Below are 17,374 nucleotides of genomic sequence, written 5' to 3'. Positions count from 1 at the left end.
CGGATTACGCCTCGACCCCCACCCGCCCCGCGCCTCCATCCACGGTGATCTGCTGCCCCGTCGTGATCCGCGCCGTCGCGCCGGCGACGCCGACCACGGCCGGGATCCCGTACTCACGCGCGACCACCGCGCCGTGCGACATGCTCCCGCCCATCTCCATCACGAGCCCACCCGCCGTCAGGAACAGCGGCGTCCAGCCGGGATCCGTCGACGGCGCGACCAGGATCTCGCCGGGCTCGATCTTCGCGCCCACGGGATCGAGCACCACACGCGCCTTGCCCGTGACACGGCCCGCCGAAGCAGGCGTACCCGACAAACCTCCTTCGCCCGATGCGGCGGCGGCCATCACTTCGGGCTCCGTGCCGTCCGAGAGCAAGATGCGCGGCACGTGTTTGCGGCCGAGCTCCTGCGCCATGATTCGCCGACGCTCGGCCACGAGCGCACGTAGATCCTCGCCCGCGACGACGGCGCGGAGCTCGCGCAGGTCGAGGAGGAATACGTCGTCCTCGGCGGCGAGCTTGCCCTCTTGCACGAGCAGGCGACCGGCCTCGAGCAGGAGCGCGCGGGCGTGCGCGATGATGCGCACGATGCCGAACTTCGGTGCCTCGCGAACCCCCATGAGCCTGCGCACTCGGCTCGCCGCGAACCGCACGACCTCACCACGCAGGACACCCTTCGCGCGCGCACGCGCCACGAGCTCCTCCGCCTTCCGCTCCGCCTCGCGCGCGCCGCGCTCGAAGGCCACGTCCGGCGGGGCCGCGTCCTCGCCTAGCGAGAGATAATTCGCGACGCTGCCGAGGATGTGCGTCGGATCGTCGCGCCACCGCGGCACGCCGATGTCGATCTCCGCCACCCCGCGCGCGCCCCAGCGCGCGAGGAACGTTTGGAGCTCACGTTGAAGCACGGCCGGCAGCGAGCGATCGGCGAAGCGCTTCGCCAGCGCAAGAGGCGCCTCCTCGCGCAGCGCGCTCCGGGACGCGGGATCAGCGCCCACGCGGCGCGAGAGCGCCCAGAGCTCGAGATCCATCTCCGTCGTTGGGTTGTTCGGGAGCGACCGCAGGAGCGTGTGGACCTCGGCCTCGTCCAGGTCATCTCCCAGCAAGCCGCGGAGGACACGCAACGCGACGAAGCCGACCGCAACGCTCGGCATGTTCAGGAAGATGAAGAAGGGAGCACGGAGCATGCGCTCGACCGCGTCGAGATAGGCCGACGGAGGCGAACCCTCTGTAACCTCGCCGAGCGCGATCGTGGCATCGGCATCGGCCGCGATCTTCGCCGAGACGGCGTCTGGCTTCACGAGCCCGCGCAAGACCATCCGCGGGGCACCGATCGACACGAGAGCACGAGCGACGCTCCGCGCAGTCCTCCAGGAAGGCGTGTGCACGAGGCCGAGGCGCTCGTCTTCCAGGAGCGTGCGCACCACGGCGCCCGTACGTGCTTCCATCCGTGTCGAGGCGAAGAGGAAGGCGCGGCGGCCAAGCGGATTACGAAGGACGCCCGTGATGTCGAGGAACAACCGGTTCGCGCCGATGGCCCAGAAGGGCGCGCCCTCCAGAGGATCGCCGTCCCAGAGGCCCGTCGCCCTCGCGGCATTGCCCGAGAATGCGCGCCAGAACTGAAGGCCCATCGGCGAGAACGGGCGAAACACCCCCTGCGCCACGTTGAAGCTGAAGTAGACGCGCGGTCCTTCCTTGGAGGACCAAGGACCTTCGGGGATCGGGAAGAGCGTGGTGATCGGTCGCGACTGCACGAGGAGGATCTTTCCTTCGGGATCGATCGCCCACTCGATGTCCTGCGGCGCGCCGAAGTGCGCCTCGACGCGCGCACCCATGACCGCGAGCGCGCGTGCCTCCGCGTCGGAGATGCAGGCCTCCGCCGAGCCATCCGCGCGCTCTTCGTGGCGCGTTCCTCCGCCGGGCAGCGCCTCGATCACGACACGTTTGTCCCCGAGGCGACGCGCGACGATCTCGCCCGTGTCGACGCGGACCTCCAGGTGATCGGGGTTCGTCGCGCCACTCACGACGGCCTCACCGAGCCCCGGCGCCGCATCGATCACCGCTTCACGGCGACGACCCGTCACGGGGTTCGCCGTGAAGAGCACGCCCGCGACGCGCGCATGCACGAGGCGCTGCACGACGACCGCGAGCGAGACCTCGCGCGGATCGATGGACCGATCCGCGCGGTACACGACGGCACGCTCGGTGAAGAGCGACGCCCAGCAACGACGAACAGCGTCGAGCAAGGCATCCTTGCCGAGCACGCCGAGGTACGTGTCCTGTTGCCCGGCGAAGCTCGCATCCGGCAGATCCTCGGCCGTGGCCGACGAGCGCACGGCCACGGCGACGCCGCCGAGCTCCATGTCGTACGCGCGGATGCACGCCTCGGCGATCGCGTCGGGCACGGTCACGGACGAGAGCGCGGCGCGGATCTCGGCCGCGAGCTCGGCGAGGCGGGCGCGATCCGTCGGCTCCGCCTTCGCGAGCGCTTCGAGCTTCGGGTCGATGTTCGCCGCTCGAGCCGCGGCGCGGAACGCGGAGGTCGTCAGGACGAACCCCGGCGGGACCGGCACCCCGGCGCGGAGCATTTCGCCGAGGTTTGCCGCTTTTCCGCCGGCGATGGGGAGCGAGGATCGATCGAGCGCCGAGAGCGGGAGCACCGTGCCTTCTGTCGTCATCGTCGGACCTCCTTCGTCGTCTTCCTCTTCGCGGCCTCGCCCAGGAGGGTGAAGGCCCGCAGTACGAGCGCGCGCTCCTCGTCCGAGAGCGCCTCCATCACGCGGATCTGCGCGTCCGTGCGCCGATCCAAGAGCTCTGCGACGAGGCGCGCCGCGCGCGGGCTCCTCGTCACGCGCCGCGCGCGCCGGTCCTCGGGATCCTCCTCGCGCAGGAGCAGCTTGCGCCGCACGAGCTGATCGACGAGGCGGCTCGTCGCCGAGGGGGAACGACCGATGAGCTCTGCGAGCTCCTTCAACGTGCGCGGCACGCCGTCGTCGAGCAGGAGCAGCACGCCGAGCTGGAGGAGCGTCAGCTCGACCTCGTCGAGCGAGGCGATCGCCCCGATCAAGAAGTCGCGCGCCGTCGCCATCCGCGTGACACGGATGCTTTCTCGCAGCGCTCGGCGGTCCTCGGCATTCATGTGCACGGATCAAATGATTGCATCCATGCACGTAATTGAACAGAAAAAAGAGCCCGGATGCGCCGGGCTCTTTTCGTCGGGTCTCAGAACTCGCAGTGCCCGGGCGTGCGCGGGAACGGGATGACGTCCCGGATGTTGCCCATGCCCGTGCAGAGCAGGACGAGGCGCTCGAAGCCGAGGCCGAAGCCCGCGTGCGGGGCCGTGCCGTACTTGCGGAGGTCGATGTAGAACTCGTACTCCTCGGGCTCGAGGCCGGCCTCCTGCATGCGCTCGAGCAGCACGTCCAAGCGCTCCTCGCGCTGGCTGCCGCCGATGATCTCGCCGATCTGCGGCACGAGCACGTCCATGTTGCGCACGGTCTTCTTGTCGTCGTTCAGGCGCATGTAGAAGGCCGTGAAGTCCTTCGGATAGTCCGTGAGGATCACGGGCTTCTTCAGGTGCACCTCGGTCAGGTACCGCTCGTGCTCCGTCTGCAAGCTCGAGCCCCACTTCGCCGGGTACTCGAACTTCTGGCCGGACTTCTCGAGGATCTCGATCGCCTCGGTGTACGTCATGCGCGCGAACGGACCCGCGACGATGTTCTGGAGGCTCTCCTTCAGGCCCTTCTGCACGAAGCTGTCGAGCAGGTTCAGGTCCTCCTGGTTCTGCTCGATCACGGCGCGGATGACGTGCTTCAAGAACTCCTCGGCGATGTACGCGTTGTGATCGAGGTCCGCGAACGCCATCTCGGGCTCGATCATCCAGAACTCGGCGAGGTGGCGCGTGGTGTTCGAGTTCTCGGCGCGGAACGTGGGGCCGAACGTGTAGATGTTGCCGAGGGCCATCGCGTAGGTCTCGCCCTCGAGCTGGCCGCTCACGGTGAGGCTCGTGCGGCGGCCGAAGAAGTCCCTCGCGTAGTCGATCTTGCCCTCGGGCGTGCGCGGGAGCTTGTCGAGGTCGAGCGTCGTGACCTGGAACATCTCGCCCGCGCCCTCGGCGTCATTGGCCGTGATGATCGGGGTGTGGACGTAGAAGAACCCGCGCGAGCGGAAGAAGTCGTGCACGGCCATCGCCAGGGTGTGGCGGATGCGCGTGACCGCGCCGAAGGTGTTCGTGCGCGGCCGGAGGTGGCCGATCGTTCGCAGGTAGTCGAAGCCGTGGCGCTTCTTCTGCAGCGGGAAGTCCTCGGACGCGAAGCCGTAGACGTGCACGCGCTCGGCCTTGATCTCGATCGCCTGCTCCTTGCCCTGGCTCGCGACGACGGTCCCCTCGACGCGCACGCTCGAACCCGTGCCGAGCTTCTTCACCTCGGTCTCGTAGTTCTCGAGCGTGCCGTCCGCGATGACCTGCAGGTTCTTCAAGCAGGAGCCGTCGTTGATCTCCAGGAAGGAGAAGTTGTTCTTCGCGTCGCGGCGCGTGCGGATCCAACCGCACACGCTCACGCGCTGGCCAACGGGCGACTGCTTGAAAAGCTCCTGTACGCGATGGATCTGCATGGCTTTCCTCTGGTCGACGCTTGCGGCTCCAGATCGCCTTCGGCGTCCTACACCCCAAACCCCAAAGCACCGGAGTTGCGACGGCGCAAGGGGCTTCCCGGATCGAGGCTCAGCCAGTCTCGATCGGGAGGGCCGCGTCCCGCGCCCAGTCGCTCCAGGATCCCTCGTACAGAGCGACGTCCTCGCGGCCGAGGATCGCGAGGGCGAGGAGATCGTGGCAGGCGGTGACGCCGGAGCCGCAGTAACAAACGACGTTCTTCGCATCGAGCGCGCCGAGCGCCCGGTACCGCGCGGCGAGCGCCTCGCGCGAAAGGAAAGCCCCGCCGGGCGAAACGAGGTTCTCCACGAAAGGCGCATTCCGGGCGCCGGGGACGTGCCCGGCGCGCGCGTCGATCGGCTCCGAGCGGCCCTCGTACCGCTCGCGAGCCCGCGCATCGAGGACGAGGGCCGCCGGCGAGCCGAGCGCGGCAAAGCGAGCGACGTCGACCTTGTCCACGACGGGAGCACCGCCGGGCCGAAGCGCGAGGGAGGGCGCGGGCGTGATGTGCGGAAGGTCGGTGCTGAGCGCGCGGCCGGAAGCGATCCAGGCGCCGATGCCGCCGTCGAGGACACGACCGCCGTGATGCCCGAAGTAGCGAAGCAGCCACCACATGCGCGCCGCGATCGCGCCGCCGGCGTCGTCGTAGGCGACGACGATCGAATCCTCGGTGACGCCGAGGCGCGAGAGCAACGCGGCGAATTTGTCAGGTTCGGGCAGCGGATGACGGCCCGGGCCTCGCGCAGGATCCCCCGCGAGCTCCACGTCGAGATCAGCGAACGACGCGCCGGGGATGTGGCCCGCTGCATACGCATCCACGCCGCGCTTGCCCGAGAGATACCAGCGCACGTCGACCACGCGGACACGCGGATCGGTTGCATGCGCCGCGAGCCAGTCCACCGTGACGAGCGGGCCTTCGGACATCGGCGTTTCTCCTAGAACGTACCCGACAAACCCACGCTCCCCGGCCCGATGTACGGCACGACCACGGGCGCGAGATGCGCGTCCTTCTTCGGCGCTTTTTTCCCACCGCCCGAGGGCAAAAGCCAGAACGTGAGCGCGAGCGCGCCCATCACGCCGCCGCCGATCGCGAGGCCGAGGCCCACCGTCTGGAACGTCCGTCGCTCGTCGTCCCGCGCCTTGATCTCGGCATAGTCCGTCGCGGGCAAGCTCGTGCCCGGCTCGCGTAGCGCCGCGAGGTCCTCGATCTCGCTCGTGCGCGAAGCCGCCGTGTAGAGAAACACGCCCGAGGCAGCGCCGAGCCCGACGGTCAAACCGGTCGCGATCCAGGCGAACGTGCGCCCGCCGCCCTTCGTCGGCGACAGCGCCACGCGCGCCACGCTTCCGCGCTGCACGGTGACGACCGTGCTCGACGTCGCGCCGTCCACCTGCATCTCGACCTCGTGTTTGCCCGGCTCGACGGCGACGCGGCCGTCGTCGTCCGGATCGACGGGCTTGTCGTCGACGAGCACCACGGCCGAGCCCGGCACGTCGCCGAGCGCGACAATCGCTTCCTGCCCAGGCACCGTGAGCGACTTCGTGAGCGCGGTCGTCGCGAGATCCCCGAACTTGTCCTGCGCGACGATCGTGATGTCGAGCTTGGCCTTCGGCCGGATGAACGAAGGATCGAGCGTGCCGCGCAGAGGCCCGTCGGGCGAAGGCGCGAGCGGCAGATCGAACGATCCTTCGATCGCGCTCGATCGAACCCGCGCGATCACGCGCAGCCAAGGAGGCGTGACGCTCGCCGTCGCGGAGATCCGCACGGGCGCCCACGCCACTTCCGGCGCTTCGAGCTCGAGGTCCGAGAGCTTCACGCCCGCACGTTCGATCCGATCTTTGCGCGCGCTCTCCGCGGCCGTGCGACAGGCCGCGCGCACCTTCGGCGATTGATCACGCGCGACCTCGGGATCGTAACCCGCCGCCACGACCGCCTTCGTGCACGCCTGCGCGCCCGCGGCCTCGCCGCGCGTGACCAGCGCGGCCTGCGTCTCGAGCAGGCCCGCCTCCACCGCGAGCGTCGGCGGGAGCTCCGACTTGGGCAGCGTGTTCAGCGTGCGGAGCGCGTCCGCGAACGCGCCGCTCTCGACCTGCTCGCGCGCCCTCGCCACGACGCTCGCGAGATCCTCCCCTCGCGCCTCCGTCCCGGCGGCGCCGAGGGCCACAACCACCGAAAGAGCCACCGCGACTCGCCCGAGCCGAGCGCCCATGCTCCGCCTCCCGTTCTTCATGGCAAACCTTACTCCGCCCTGCGCAGATCCACCCGGACCGACGACGGTTTGCCCGGCTTGATGGTGACCGACAGGCTGCGCGACGCGCCGAGCTCGCTGTTGCGCAAGACCACCGAGTGCGGGCCCGGCGCGAGCGAGATCGGCGCGAGCGGCGTGGTCCCGACCGAACGACCATCCACGGTCACGTCGGCCCAAGGCGAGACGGACACGACGAGCGTGCCCGGCTCGTTCGAGTTCGCTTCCTCGGCCGACGCGGACGCGGTCGGCGCGGCCGTCGATCCTTGCCCCGTTCGTTTGGGATCGAAACGTCCGCCCGTCCCCTGCGCGATCGTCGCCGTCGGCGCAGACGAGGGCACGCCCGTCGACGTGGTCGTCGTCGGCTGCGCCTCGGGGCCCGTCGTGCTCGGCGCCGCGGCGACCGTCGCGGTCGGCGCCGGCGCGATCGCGGACGGCGACGCCGACGTGACGGCTTGATCCGTACGCGGCCCCGACGCGCTCCGCGAGAGCACGAAGAATGCCGTCACGCCGCCGAGGATCGTGAAGCCCGCGAGCGCGAGCACGGGCAGGACCATCGAGCGTCGCCCCCTCGTCTGCAAGCTCGACGGCGCGCCCGCGTCCGCGAAATTCCCGACGTTCGTCACGCCAAGGCCGCCGCTCGTCGTGTTCGATCCAGGCGCCGATCCCGGCGCGCCCACCATCGACGGGTGATATCCGGGCGCCGAGATCCGCCCCGCGCCCGTCCCCGGCTGCATCATGCCACCGTGCGTGCCGTACGAGGGTTGCGCCGGTGCGTCGGACGAACGCGTGGTCTCCACCGGAAACGCGCTCGGTCGCTGCGCGCCCGTGCCGAGCTGCATGCTCCACTCCTGCGGCCGCTTCGCTTGCCCCGTGCCCGGCGCGCTCGAGCCACCGGCCGGCGCGCCCGCCACCTGCTCGACACGCGCGCGAAGCTCGGCCTGCGCTTCCTTCACGGCGCTCGGACCGAGCGCGCGGAGCGCCTCGTCCATGAGATACGCGAGCTCTCCGCCGTCCGCGATGCGCCGGCGCGGATCGAGCTCCGTCGCGCGATCGATGGCGTGTGCGAGCGCATCCGGGACGCCCGGCATGAGCTCGTGCACGCGCGCGACCGGCTCGCTCGCGATCATCATGAGGAGCTGCGTCTGCGTCTCGGCCTTGCGCAGCCTGCGCCCGAGGAGGCCTTCGAAGAGCGTGATGCCGAGCGCGAACACGTCGGCGCGACCATCGAAGGGCTCGCCGCGCGCCTGCTCGGGCGGCATGTACGGGAGTTTGCCCTTGAACACGCCGGTCTCGGTCTTCTCGCCGCCGAGGCCCGAGATCCGCGCCACGCCGAAGTCCGAGAGCCGCACGCGGCCGTCACGCGCGACGAGGATGTTCGACGGCGTGACGTCGCGATGCACGACACCGACGTTGTTGCCGTTCTCGTCGCACATGCCGTGCACGGCCTCGAGCGCGCGCGCGACCTCGCGTCCGATGTACGCGACCGTCGCGGGCGCGAGCGTCCCCGTGCGCTTGAAGATGCGATCGAGCGCGGCGCCGTCGACGAACTCGAGCACGAGGTAGAGACCCCCCTCGGCGTTGCCGAGCTCGATCAGGCGCACGACGTTCGGATGATCGAGGCGCGCGATCACCTGGGCCTCGGCGACGAACGAGTCGGTCGCGACGTCGCCGATGTCGCCCGCGGTGAGCAGCCGCTTCACCGCGACGCGGCGGCGGAAGTTGCGCGGCCCTTCCTCCTCGGCGAGCCAAACCTCACCCATCGCGCCCTTGCCGAGCATGCGGAGGAGGCGGTACTTGCCTGCGAACAGAGGCTGGGAGCCAATGGAGCCGATGCTCATACGCGCCTCAAGGTGCCGCCGGGGGCTCGGGCTCGGGTAGGACGGCCATGCGGATCGTGGCCGACGTTTCGTCCGTCTCGAGCCAGCCGACGAAGAGCTTGCCCGAGGTGAGGACCGCATGGAGCGCGCCGATGCTGCGCGTGGAGAGCCGCGGGATCGAAGCCACGCGCGACGCCTCCGCGCTCGCCGGATCGACGAGGTAGACCGCTATCTCCGGCGCATCGACGGCCTCGCCGGGCGTCACGAGGATCGGCTTTGCGCCTTCGCGTCCGATCCACGTGGGGCGCGGCGTGTCGCGCAGGCCTGGAAGCGCGCCGATCGAGGTCTCGACGGGCGGCGTGGGATCACCGATCACGGGCGCCGCGACCGAGCGAAGCCCGGCCGGACCCGAGACGGGATCCGTCGGCTGCTTGTCCCCCTGACGCGCCGAGGGCTCGATGTACGTGAGGGACGCGTCATCCGCGGCGACGGGGATCGCGAGGCGACCGAGCTTCACTTCGGCTTCACCACCGCCGTCGGGCAAGAGCACCGCGCTCGGCCGCTCGTTGTCGAGGATCCACCACGCGCCCGTGCTCACGCCGAACGCGCCGAGGACACCGACGGCGACGGGCAAATTCGCGCGCGCCGGGTGATACGTGGGCTCCGGCGAGAAGAGCGTGCCGTCCTCCTGCATCGAGAAGATCGCGAGCTCCGCGACCGTCTCCAGGTTGTTGTCGATGGTCGCCGTCCGCGAACGCACGTAGCCGAGCTCGACACGATCGCCGCGGTGGAGGAGCTTCGGAAAGCTCACCGCGCCGTATCCCACGGTCGCGAGGCGTTCCTCCTTGGCCCACGCGGATTCGAACGCGGCCGGCTGATCCTCGCGCCCCTCGGGAGGCAGATCGACGCGGTACGTGACGAGGCGCGGCTCGACGGTGGGATCGTCGGGGAGCGAAGGCGCGCTGATCGCCACGAGCACGCGATCACCGCCCACGGGCAGGACGTCGAAGTAGGGCTCGAGCGAGTCGGCGTCCGCGACGTAGCGACCCACGATGTCCATGCGCGGGCTCACGTCGCCCGCGGGCGTGACGCGCGCGCCCACGAAGCGCTGCCCTTCGTCGGAGTACGCGTACGTCTCCCACACGACGAGCACGCCCGAGGCTTGCGGCACCATGCGCACGTCCGAGCCGCGCAGGTACGGGACGACGCCAACGGTGATGGGCACGGCCGTGCCCGGCAGCGCGCAGACGCCGTGAATGCAGTCGTATCCCTCGGGGCAAGAGCCGCCCTCCGCGCAGAGCGCCGGCATCTCCCCGAACGAAGGTTCCCCGCAGCCCGCCCCGAACATCCCGAGCGCGGCCACCAGGGCGCCCGAAAAAACCCGTCCCCTCGATCCCGTCAAGGTGCCCCCTGTCCTTGCGCCTTCTCGATCCGCGGCCCTTCGGTCGGCCGCGCGAACCCGCGCGCGCGCGCCGATCGACCGAGGAGCGTCCCCACGCCCCCACGGCGCAGATCCGACACGCCGATCCAGAGGTCCATGTTCGACTCGTAGAACTCGGTCCACGCGACGTACGCCTTGTCGCCGAGGCCAAAGGCGCGCGCCGTGAAGATCGATCCCGTGCTCGTCCGCGGCACGCTCGCCACGATCCGCAACGGCTCCGTCGGCGAGCGCCACGCGACGTCGATCGTGGGCAGCTTCGGATCACGCGAGACCGGCGCCACGAGCGCACCACCCTCGAACGGCGTGCCCACGAACGGCGTGGCCGTCTCCGGCATCGTGAAGCCCTTGTCCTCCGTGGGCATGCCCATCGTGGGGGTGAAGACGTAGCTCACCGCGTGCGCCGCCTTCGCCGGATCGTAGTCGCCGAGTCGCAACGCGAAGACGCCGTCTTTCCAGCCGAAGAGCGGCTCGTCGGTGGTCGGCGCAAACTCGGTCATCGAGCCCATGCCGCCCATCACGGTCGCGGGATCCACCGTCGAGAGCGCGTAGCTCTCGAAGCCCACGCGCACCGTGAGCAGGCCGCTGTCGTCGCGGAAGATCTGGCAGTCGCCGGAAAGCGGCGGCACGTCCGGCGGCAGGTTCGTCGACGCCTTCCACGTGGGGTTCCAGAGCGAGCCTTCCCGCTCGAGGTGCAGCACCTCCACACGACCGCCGCCCGAGGGCACGGTCCACGCGATGTTCAGCGTGGTTCCGTCGATCGAGGCGCCGACGTACGGCGGCTCCGCGCCGCCGAGGAACGGCGTCGTCGTGGAGAAGAGTTTCTCCACGGCGGGCGTCGAGCCGCTCGCCGACGTGCGCTCGATCCCCAGGAGCTCGAGCGTCATCTCGTCGGACTCGACGTTTGGGAACCGCACGAGCACCACGCCGTAGCGGCCATCGGGCAGCGGCACCACGGCCGAGGAGATCGTCCCGCCGCCGTACGTGAAGAGCGCGCGCGGCTCGGACAGCTTGCCGTCGGGCGCGACGCGAATCTCGTAGATCCCGCGCGCGCCCGGGGTGAAACCGTCGTTCACGATGAGCGTCGCGCCCTCGCCTTCGGACGAGAGCCAGAACATCTCCGGCGGATTGATCCAGGCAACACGCTTCGGCCTGCGGCTCGTGGGGCTCGCGCCGTCGCGCACGCAGACCGTGGCCTGGCACGAGTACCCTTCGGGGCAGACTCCGCCGGTTTCGCATGCGAACGGCACGTCGCCGAGCTCGGGCGTGCAGCCCGCGCCGAGGAGCGCCGAAAGGACCAGGACGTAGCGGGCCATCCGCCCGAGCATGCCGAGCAGTCTACCCCCGGATCCTGCCGCTTTGCGTGGGAAATGCGCGGCGCCGGGTCAGCCTTCGTGCGCGCCGCCGGGCGTGAGGGCCGCGGGCGCGGCCTGCTTCGGCCCGCCCGCCTCGCGGTCGTGCCCTTCGAGGTGGGGAAACCACTCGAAAAACTGGTGCAAGTGGGCGTGCCTCGCCGGCTCGATGTACTCGAAGACCACCCCCCGATCGTTGATCTCCCAGAACTCGTTCGTGGTCACGGAGAGCATCTCGTTCTTGATCGAGCGCAGCCGATCGGGCCGCTCGTCGCGCATGTCGCGGTGGATCCGCCGCGCGAGATCGATCTCGCCCTTCTGCAGGTAGTACGTCGCGAGCTTGACCTGGGCCTTGCGCACGCCGCGGAGCGACAGCTCCTGCTGCGCCACCTCGGCCTCCTTGTCGACCTCGAGGAAGATCTGCAAGAGCTCGTCACGCACGTCCGCGCCGAGATCGTAGGCGAGCTCGTTCAGCGCGCAGAGATCGAAGGCCACGGTCTCCGTGACGAACGCGAGCTTCATCGCGTGGGCCGTCTGCGCGTAGTACTTGAAGTGCCCCGCGATCCGGAGCGCCTCGTCGCCCCAGCCCTGCGAGAGGATCTTCTCGCCGAGGTAGCGGTACTGGTTCAGGCAGTTGTAGGCCGCGGGCACGTCCCGCGCGTTCAGCGCGCGGCGCATGTACGTGTTGAAGAACTTGATCACCGTCGCGAGCGCGGCCCGCTCCTCCGCCGCGAGCGCCGCGAGCCCGATGTACCGCGTGCCGATCGCGATGCGGTTGACGATGTCGGGCATCTCCGTGAGCGCCTCGCGGTAGACCATCAAGAACTGCCGCAGCGCCTTGTATTCGAGCCAGGTCCGATCGCTCTGGAGCTTGCCGAGCGCGATCTCGTTCATGCTCACGAAGTCGGCGTCCTTGAGCAATCGGCCGCGGATCGAGAACCACCGATCGTCGAGCTCGCGCTTGTGCGGCATGTACGCGACCACGAGGTCGCAGATCGCGTCGACCGTGTTCGAGGCGATGCCCTTGTCCTTCTGCTCGATCGCGTTGAGCCCGATGTCGGCGAGGTGCTCGAGCGCCGAGAGCGCCGTCATGCGCCGGCCGTCGACCTCCTCCTCCGACTCGTCGCTCGATTTGCGCAGCGCCTGCGCCACGCCGCCCCTGCGGATGCGCTCGACGATCTTGTCGGGCTCGAGGAAGTCGAAGACGTAATTGAAGTACGGCGCCATCACGAGGAGGCTCAGCGTGAGCAGCACGATCGAGCCCATGACGCCGAAGCGCGGGACGAAGGACTGCGCGGGATCGGGCGCCTGCCGGATCGCGTAGTTCACCCAGAGCGAGAAGACAGCCGAGACCACGAAGAACGCGATCACCGCGCGGTTCGTACGGTCCCGGAAGAACATGTCCGTGATGCGCGGCGTGTACCGCGTCGCCGCGAGCTGCACGATGATCGACGCGACCGTGATGACGATGCCGAGGATCGCGGCGATCACCTCGCCCGTGCCGCCCATGATCCGGCTCGCGTCGTCGGGCGACATCTCGCCGAAGAGCGCGGTCACGCCGCCGGGCTGCGCGTGCGAGAGATCGAGGAGCCGGAACGCGACGAACGCCGTCACGCTGACGATCGCGAGGATCGACAGCGGGTAGAGCCACAAGCTGTTCGAGAACGTGAGGCGAGCTTTACGCACGAGCCTCCTCGAGAGGACGAGAGCGCGGCTACGGGCTCTCGCCGCCCTCGAGGTCCTCGGCCAGGTAGCTCAGGATGACCTCGTCGAGCGATTTCTCGCTGATGAGATCCTCTCCGAAGATCGAGGTTCCCTGCGCGGGGCGCGCGGTCGCGAAGATGGCCGGGGGGCGGGTCTGCGCGTAACGACCCGCGGAGGACGGCGACGACGCGGGCTCCGGCGTGCCGAGCGCGCGGTAGACGCCTGCCGTGAAGAGCGCGCCGCCCTTCTTGACCGACGTGGGCGGCGGCGGAACGTCCTGCGTCTGCTGCACGAACGCCGCCGTCTCGGGCGCTTTCGTCTGCTCCTCGAGCCCGGCCAGCGAGGCATCGATGTCCGCGGGCGATACCGACGCCAGCGGCGGCCGCGGCGAAGGCGGATTGCCCCGAAGCGCGGCCTGCAGATCCGCCGCGTTCATCAGCACGGAGGGGCGCTGCGGCAGATCCGGCTTGAAGCTCGGCGGAGGCGCTGCGGGCTCGGGCGCCGGAGGAGGAGGCGCGGGCGCCGCAGCGGCAGGCGCGGGCGCCGCAGCGGGCGCGGGCGCCTCGGTCTTCTCCTCGAAAATGTGGTCGAACTGTCCGTCTCGCAAAGCGACGAACATCGCCTTGTGCTGATCTTTCATCAGCTGACGGACGATCTCCTGCACGTTCGCCTCGTTGAGGTGCTCCGCGTAGGAGGTCTTCAGGGTCTTCAGGATGCGCCCGCCGTCCGCAAAAAGATGCGTGATTACATGCGGGTGACGGTGCCCCGAGTCTTCCGTTTGAATATGGAAGACACGTCCCTTGTGTTTGACGTTGTTGTTGAAGCCGAGAAGCGGTGAGATGACTTTCACGGCGATCGATAAGGCTCCTGAAGGCCCGAAGAGACCCTACCATAGGGTCCGCCGACGCGACCAAGAAACGACGCACAGATCGACACGACCGCTGAAATCTTGCGCCCTCGCAGGCACCGCTCTCCGGGATTGTCGTTCTTCCTTACGGAAGACATCGCTCGAACTCGTCGGCGTTGTTCGCGCGCATCGCACACGCGGCCTCGTCCACCGTGAGGTAGGTCGGGCAGCGGGCAAACTTGGGATCCGTCGACGCGAGCGTGCGCGCCTGCGCCTTGCGCGAGGCGAGCTCGGAGGCCGGCGGCTTGTCGTTGATCGCGTGGACGATGTGCTCCACGTAACGATCGAGCAGGGCCGCGCACGTGTCTGGAGAAGGATGCGACGACAAGGAGCGTCGGAGCGGCTTCGACAGGACGAACCCCACGGCGGCGAGCACGATCAGGAGCGTCGCGATCACCTCCGCGCGGGTCGCGGGCGAGCTCAATTGAGGCACTGATCGACCTGATCGGCCGTCGTGGCCTTGCGCACGCACTCCATCGCGCGCTGCGTGATCCGGCGGCCGACGCACTTGCTGACGAGCTCCTCCCCCCGCGCGGCGCGGACGGCGGCCGTCCTCTTCTGCACCTCGGCCGGATCGGTGACGTTCTGCGCGGCGAGCTCGATCGCGGCGCTCTTGTCGAGGATCTCGTCGCACTCCGCGCGCGTCGCCGGGCGACCACACCCGACCCCGAAGAACCCGAGCGCGAGCATCAGGGAGGCCCCGGCGAGGCCCCTCCTCGCGCTCGAACCACCCTGCTCCATTACCCGCTGGCCCATGGCGTCGAGACCTTGGCGTGCCTCCGCCCGAGGCGCAACCTCGCCGCGCGAGGGGTCACGACCTCGCACGGGAGGCCCTGTCGAATTCTGGACGCTTGTATAGGCCTTGCTAATCTCGATCCGTGAGCAAGGCGAAGGACAACCCAGCTTCCTTCGCCCCCGCAGGAGCGGGGAAGACGGCCAAGCCAAAGGCGCCGCGGCGCGCGTCGCGTGAACCGGAGCGCGAACGCGAGGCGGACAGCGCCGCTACAGCCACGAAGAAAACTTCCGCGCGCCGCGAGCGCGCGAAGGCACCGGCGAAGAAGCGGCCCGCGCGTCCGAAATCCGTGCTCGCCGAGGACATGCTCCGCCGCGCGCTCGAAGCGCCGACGCCACGCTCACGCGCGCTCTGGGCGCGGCGCGGCCTCGCCACACGTGCGCAGCTCGATCGCACGACGCAGGCGATGCTGCTCCGTCAGCTCTACCTCGCCTACTACGAGGAGGGCCGCTTCGTGCAGGCCGCCGCGATCGCCGAGCAAGCGCTGACACTCGACGTGCTGCCCGACGTCGCGCATCAAGATGCCGCGCGCGCCAAACAGGCGCTCGGCGATGTCGAGGGCGCGGCCGCGCATCTCCGGCTCGCCGCGCGCATCGGCCCCGCGAGCCGCAAGGCGTTCCACTACTGGACCCTCGGCAGCCTCTTCTACCTGCACCACCGCTACGCCGAGGCGATCGCCGCGATGTCACGCGCCGCGCGCTGGGGCACGACGGACAAGCCGCTCTATCACGGGCACCTCGCGCTCGCCCGCCTCGCGCTCGGGCAAACCGTGGAGGGGATTGGCGACATCATCGACAGGCTGATCGTCGCGCCCGCGGGGAACGGATACGGCCGCTTCGTGCTCGGCCTCCTGGCCCTGCATGCCGGCCGACCGGACGACGCCCGCCGTTGGCTCGAAGCCTTCGTCGACCGCACCATGTCGGGCCGGAGAGCCGCCGCCATCGCGCTCCGCGATGAGATCGAGGCCGCCCGCCAGGCGCTCGCTCGCCTCCCGGCCGATTGAATCGAAGCGCGTGTCGCTCGCGGATCGGGCCGAACGTCCGACCCTTTGGTAACATACGCGCCGTGCGACCCGCCTTCCGACGTGCTCAGCCTCTCTCCGGGCCTCGATCGCTCGCGCCGCTTTGCCTCGCCGCGCTCGCGCTCGGGGTGCTCTTGCTCTCGCCCTCCGCGGCCTTCGCGGCGGAGGACAGCCGCGACCTCTTCACGCGCCTGCGCGAGGACTACGGCCTCGTCGGCGGCGCGGTAGGCGCGTTCGCCGGCGGCCTCCTCACGTGCCTCACGCCCTGCGTCTACCCGATGATCGCGATCACGGTCAGCGTCTTCGGGGCCAAGCAGGCGTCGAGCCGGAAGCAGGCCGTTCTGCTCTCGCTCTCGTTCGTCATGGGCATCGCGGTCCTCTTCACCACGCTGCTCGTCGGCGCGGCGCTCACGGGCGGCCTGTTCGGCGCGGCGCTGCAGAAGTGGTGGGTCAACGTCGGGATCGCGCTCGTGATGGGCGCGATGGCCGCGTCGATGTTCGGCGCCTTCGAGCTCACGCTCCCCGACAGCTTGATGCAGCGGCTCTCCAGCGTCGGCGGCGTCGGTTACGGCGGCGCGTTTGCGCTCGGCCTCGTGAGCAGCTTGATCGCCGCGCCGTGCACGGGCCCCGTGCTCACGGGCGTGCTGCTCTGGATCGGCAAGACGCAGAACGTGGTGCTCGGCGCGCTCGTGGGCTTCTGCTACGCGCTCGGCCTCGGCCTGCCCTTCTTCCTCGTCGGCGCGTTCGCTGTCGGCCTGCCGAAGAGCGGCAAGTGGATGGTCTCGGTGAAGTCGTTCTTCGGCACCGTCCTGCTCGTCTGCGCGCTCTACTTCCTGCGTTACGCCATCCCGGCGATGACCAAGGTGGCACGCCATGACACGATGTTCATGGTCGCGGGCGGCGGAGCGATCCTGTTCGGGATCCTGCTCGGCGCGGTGCACCTCGACTGGAGCGACGGCGGCATCGGCGTGAAGATCCGCAAGGCGCTCGGCATCACGGCGGCGACGGCGGGTGGCTTCATCCTCTGGATCAGCATCGAGCTGCCGCCCGAGATGCCGCACGTCGTGGCGACGGCGGAGGCGGCGGCCGGCAAGAAGCTCCTCGCGTGGGAGCACTCGGAGAAGGAAGCGACGGAGAGGGCGCAGCGCGAGAAGCGGCCGCTGATGGTCGACTTCACGGCCGACTGGTGCGGCGCTTGCAAAGAGTTCACGAAGCACACCTTCTCCGATCCACGCGTCATGGAAAAGGCGGGCAACTTCGTCGCGGTCAAGTTCGACGCGACCGACGACGAGGATCCGCAGGTCGAGCAGGTGAAGAAGAAGTACGGGGTGGTTGGGCTTCCGACGGTGGTCATCTTCGACTCGAACGGCAAGGAGCGGCAGCGGTTCACCGAGTTCGTCCCTGCCGACAGGTTCCTCAAGGCCATCGAGGGCATCGACTGACGGACGC

General features: G+C 69.6%; 14 protein-coding genes. 2 read left to right on the top strand and 12 right to left on the bottom strand.

All coding sequences use genetic code 11. The features are described 5' to 3' along the window. Positions 1-4 precede the first annotated feature (4 nt). From QHF83_RS05685 to QHF83_RS05630, 12 genes are all read right to left on the bottom strand, one after another. The gene (locus tag QHF83_RS05685; protein ID WP_282416743.1) at positions 5-2,674 is read right to left on the bottom strand and encodes a PEP/pyruvate-binding domain-containing protein; all 2,670 of its coding nucleotides are present in this window, start codon (positions 2,672-2,674) and stop codon (positions 5-7) included. Next, positions 2,671-3,135 carry a MarR family transcriptional regulator gene (locus QHF83_RS05680; RefSeq protein ID WP_282416742.1) on the bottom strand — a complete coding sequence of 155 codons (465 nt, stop codon included), beginning with the start codon at positions 3,133-3,135 and terminating at the stop codon, positions 2,671-2,673. The genes QHF83_RS05685 and QHF83_RS05680 overlap by 4 nt, the downstream gene beginning before the upstream one ends. 83 nt (positions 3,136-3,218) lie before the next feature. Further along, positions 3,219-4,610 carry an asparagine--tRNA ligase gene (gene asnS / locus QHF83_RS05675; RefSeq protein ID WP_282416741.1) on the bottom strand — a complete coding sequence of 464 codons (1,392 nt, stop codon included), beginning with the start codon at positions 4,608-4,610 and terminating at the stop codon, positions 3,219-3,221. A 109-nt stretch (positions 4,611-4,719) separates the two neighbouring features. Further along, positions 4,720-5,571, bottom strand: a complete 852-nt coding sequence (locus QHF83_RS05670; protein ID WP_282416740.1) for a sulfurtransferase — start codon at positions 5,569-5,571, stop codon at positions 4,720-4,722. Between the two features lie 11 nt (positions 5,572-5,582). Continuing rightward, a complete protein-coding gene (locus QHF83_RS05665) occupies positions 5,583-6,875 on the bottom strand; it encodes a hypothetical protein (RefSeq protein ID WP_282416739.1) in 1,293 nt (430 codons plus the stop codon). Positions 6,876-6,883: 8 nt separating this feature from the next. Continuing rightward, positions 6,884-8,731 carry a serine/threonine-protein kinase gene (locus QHF83_RS05660; protein ID WP_282416738.1) on the bottom strand — a complete coding sequence of 616 codons (1,848 nt, stop codon included), beginning with the start codon at positions 8,729-8,731 and terminating at the stop codon, positions 6,884-6,886. Between the two features lie 7 nt (positions 8,732-8,738). Further along, on the bottom strand, positions 8,739-10,112 hold the full coding sequence (locus QHF83_RS05655; RefSeq protein ID WP_282416737.1) for a hypothetical protein: 1,374 nt from the start codon (positions 10,110-10,112) through the stop codon (positions 8,739-8,741). Beyond that, a complete protein-coding gene (locus tag QHF83_RS05650) occupies positions 10,109-11,464 on the bottom strand; it encodes a hypothetical protein (RefSeq protein ID WP_282416736.1) in 1,356 nt (451 codons plus the stop codon). Before QHF83_RS05650 ends, QHF83_RS05655 begins: the two co-directional genes overlap by 4 nt. Positions 11,465-11,533: 69 nt before the next feature. After that, positions 11,534-13,186 carry a DUF2254 family protein gene (locus QHF83_RS05645; RefSeq protein WP_282416735.1) on the bottom strand — a complete coding sequence of 551 codons (1,653 nt, stop codon included), beginning with the start codon at positions 13,184-13,186 and terminating at the stop codon, positions 11,534-11,536. A 28-nt stretch (positions 13,187-13,214) separates the two neighbouring features. Next, positions 13,215-14,054, bottom strand: coding sequence for a hypothetical protein (locus tag QHF83_RS05640; RefSeq protein ID WP_282416734.1), 840 nt, complete (start codon positions 14,052-14,054; stop codon positions 13,215-13,217). 142 nt (positions 14,055-14,196) lie between these two features. Continuing rightward, a complete protein-coding gene (locus QHF83_RS05635) occupies positions 14,197-14,544 on the bottom strand; it encodes a hypothetical protein (RefSeq protein WP_282416733.1) in 348 nt (115 codons plus the stop codon). Next, on the bottom strand, positions 14,532-14,867 hold the full coding sequence (locus QHF83_RS05630) for a hypothetical protein (RefSeq protein ID WP_282416732.1): 336 nt from the start codon (positions 14,865-14,867) through the stop codon (positions 14,532-14,534). Before QHF83_RS05630 ends, QHF83_RS05635 begins: the two co-directional genes overlap by 13 nt. A 122-nt stretch (positions 14,868-14,989) precedes the next feature. On the opposite strand from QHF83_RS05630, the gene QHF83_RS05625 reads away from it, so the two are divergent. Together QHF83_RS05625 and QHF83_RS05620 are read left to right on the top strand one after the other, a co-directional pair. Next, positions 14,990-15,907, top strand: coding sequence for a tetratricopeptide repeat protein (locus tag QHF83_RS05625; protein ID WP_282416731.1), 918 nt, complete (start codon positions 14,990-14,992; stop codon positions 15,905-15,907). A 62-nt stretch (positions 15,908-15,969) separates the two neighbouring features. Beyond that, a complete protein-coding gene (locus QHF83_RS05620) occupies positions 15,970-17,367 on the top strand; it encodes a cytochrome c biogenesis protein CcdA (protein ID WP_282416730.1) in 1,398 nt (465 codons plus the stop codon). The last annotated feature ends 7 nt before the right edge of the window (positions 17,368-17,374 follow it).

Origin of the sequence: Polyangium sp. 15x6 (genome assembly GCF_029960785.1) — a bacterium.
Lineage (GTDB): Bacteria > Myxococcota_A > Polyangia > Polyangiales > Polyangiaceae > Polyangium.
The sequence above is the reverse complement of the archived record's forward strand: the minus strand, read 5'-3'. Positions and strand labels throughout refer to the sequence as shown.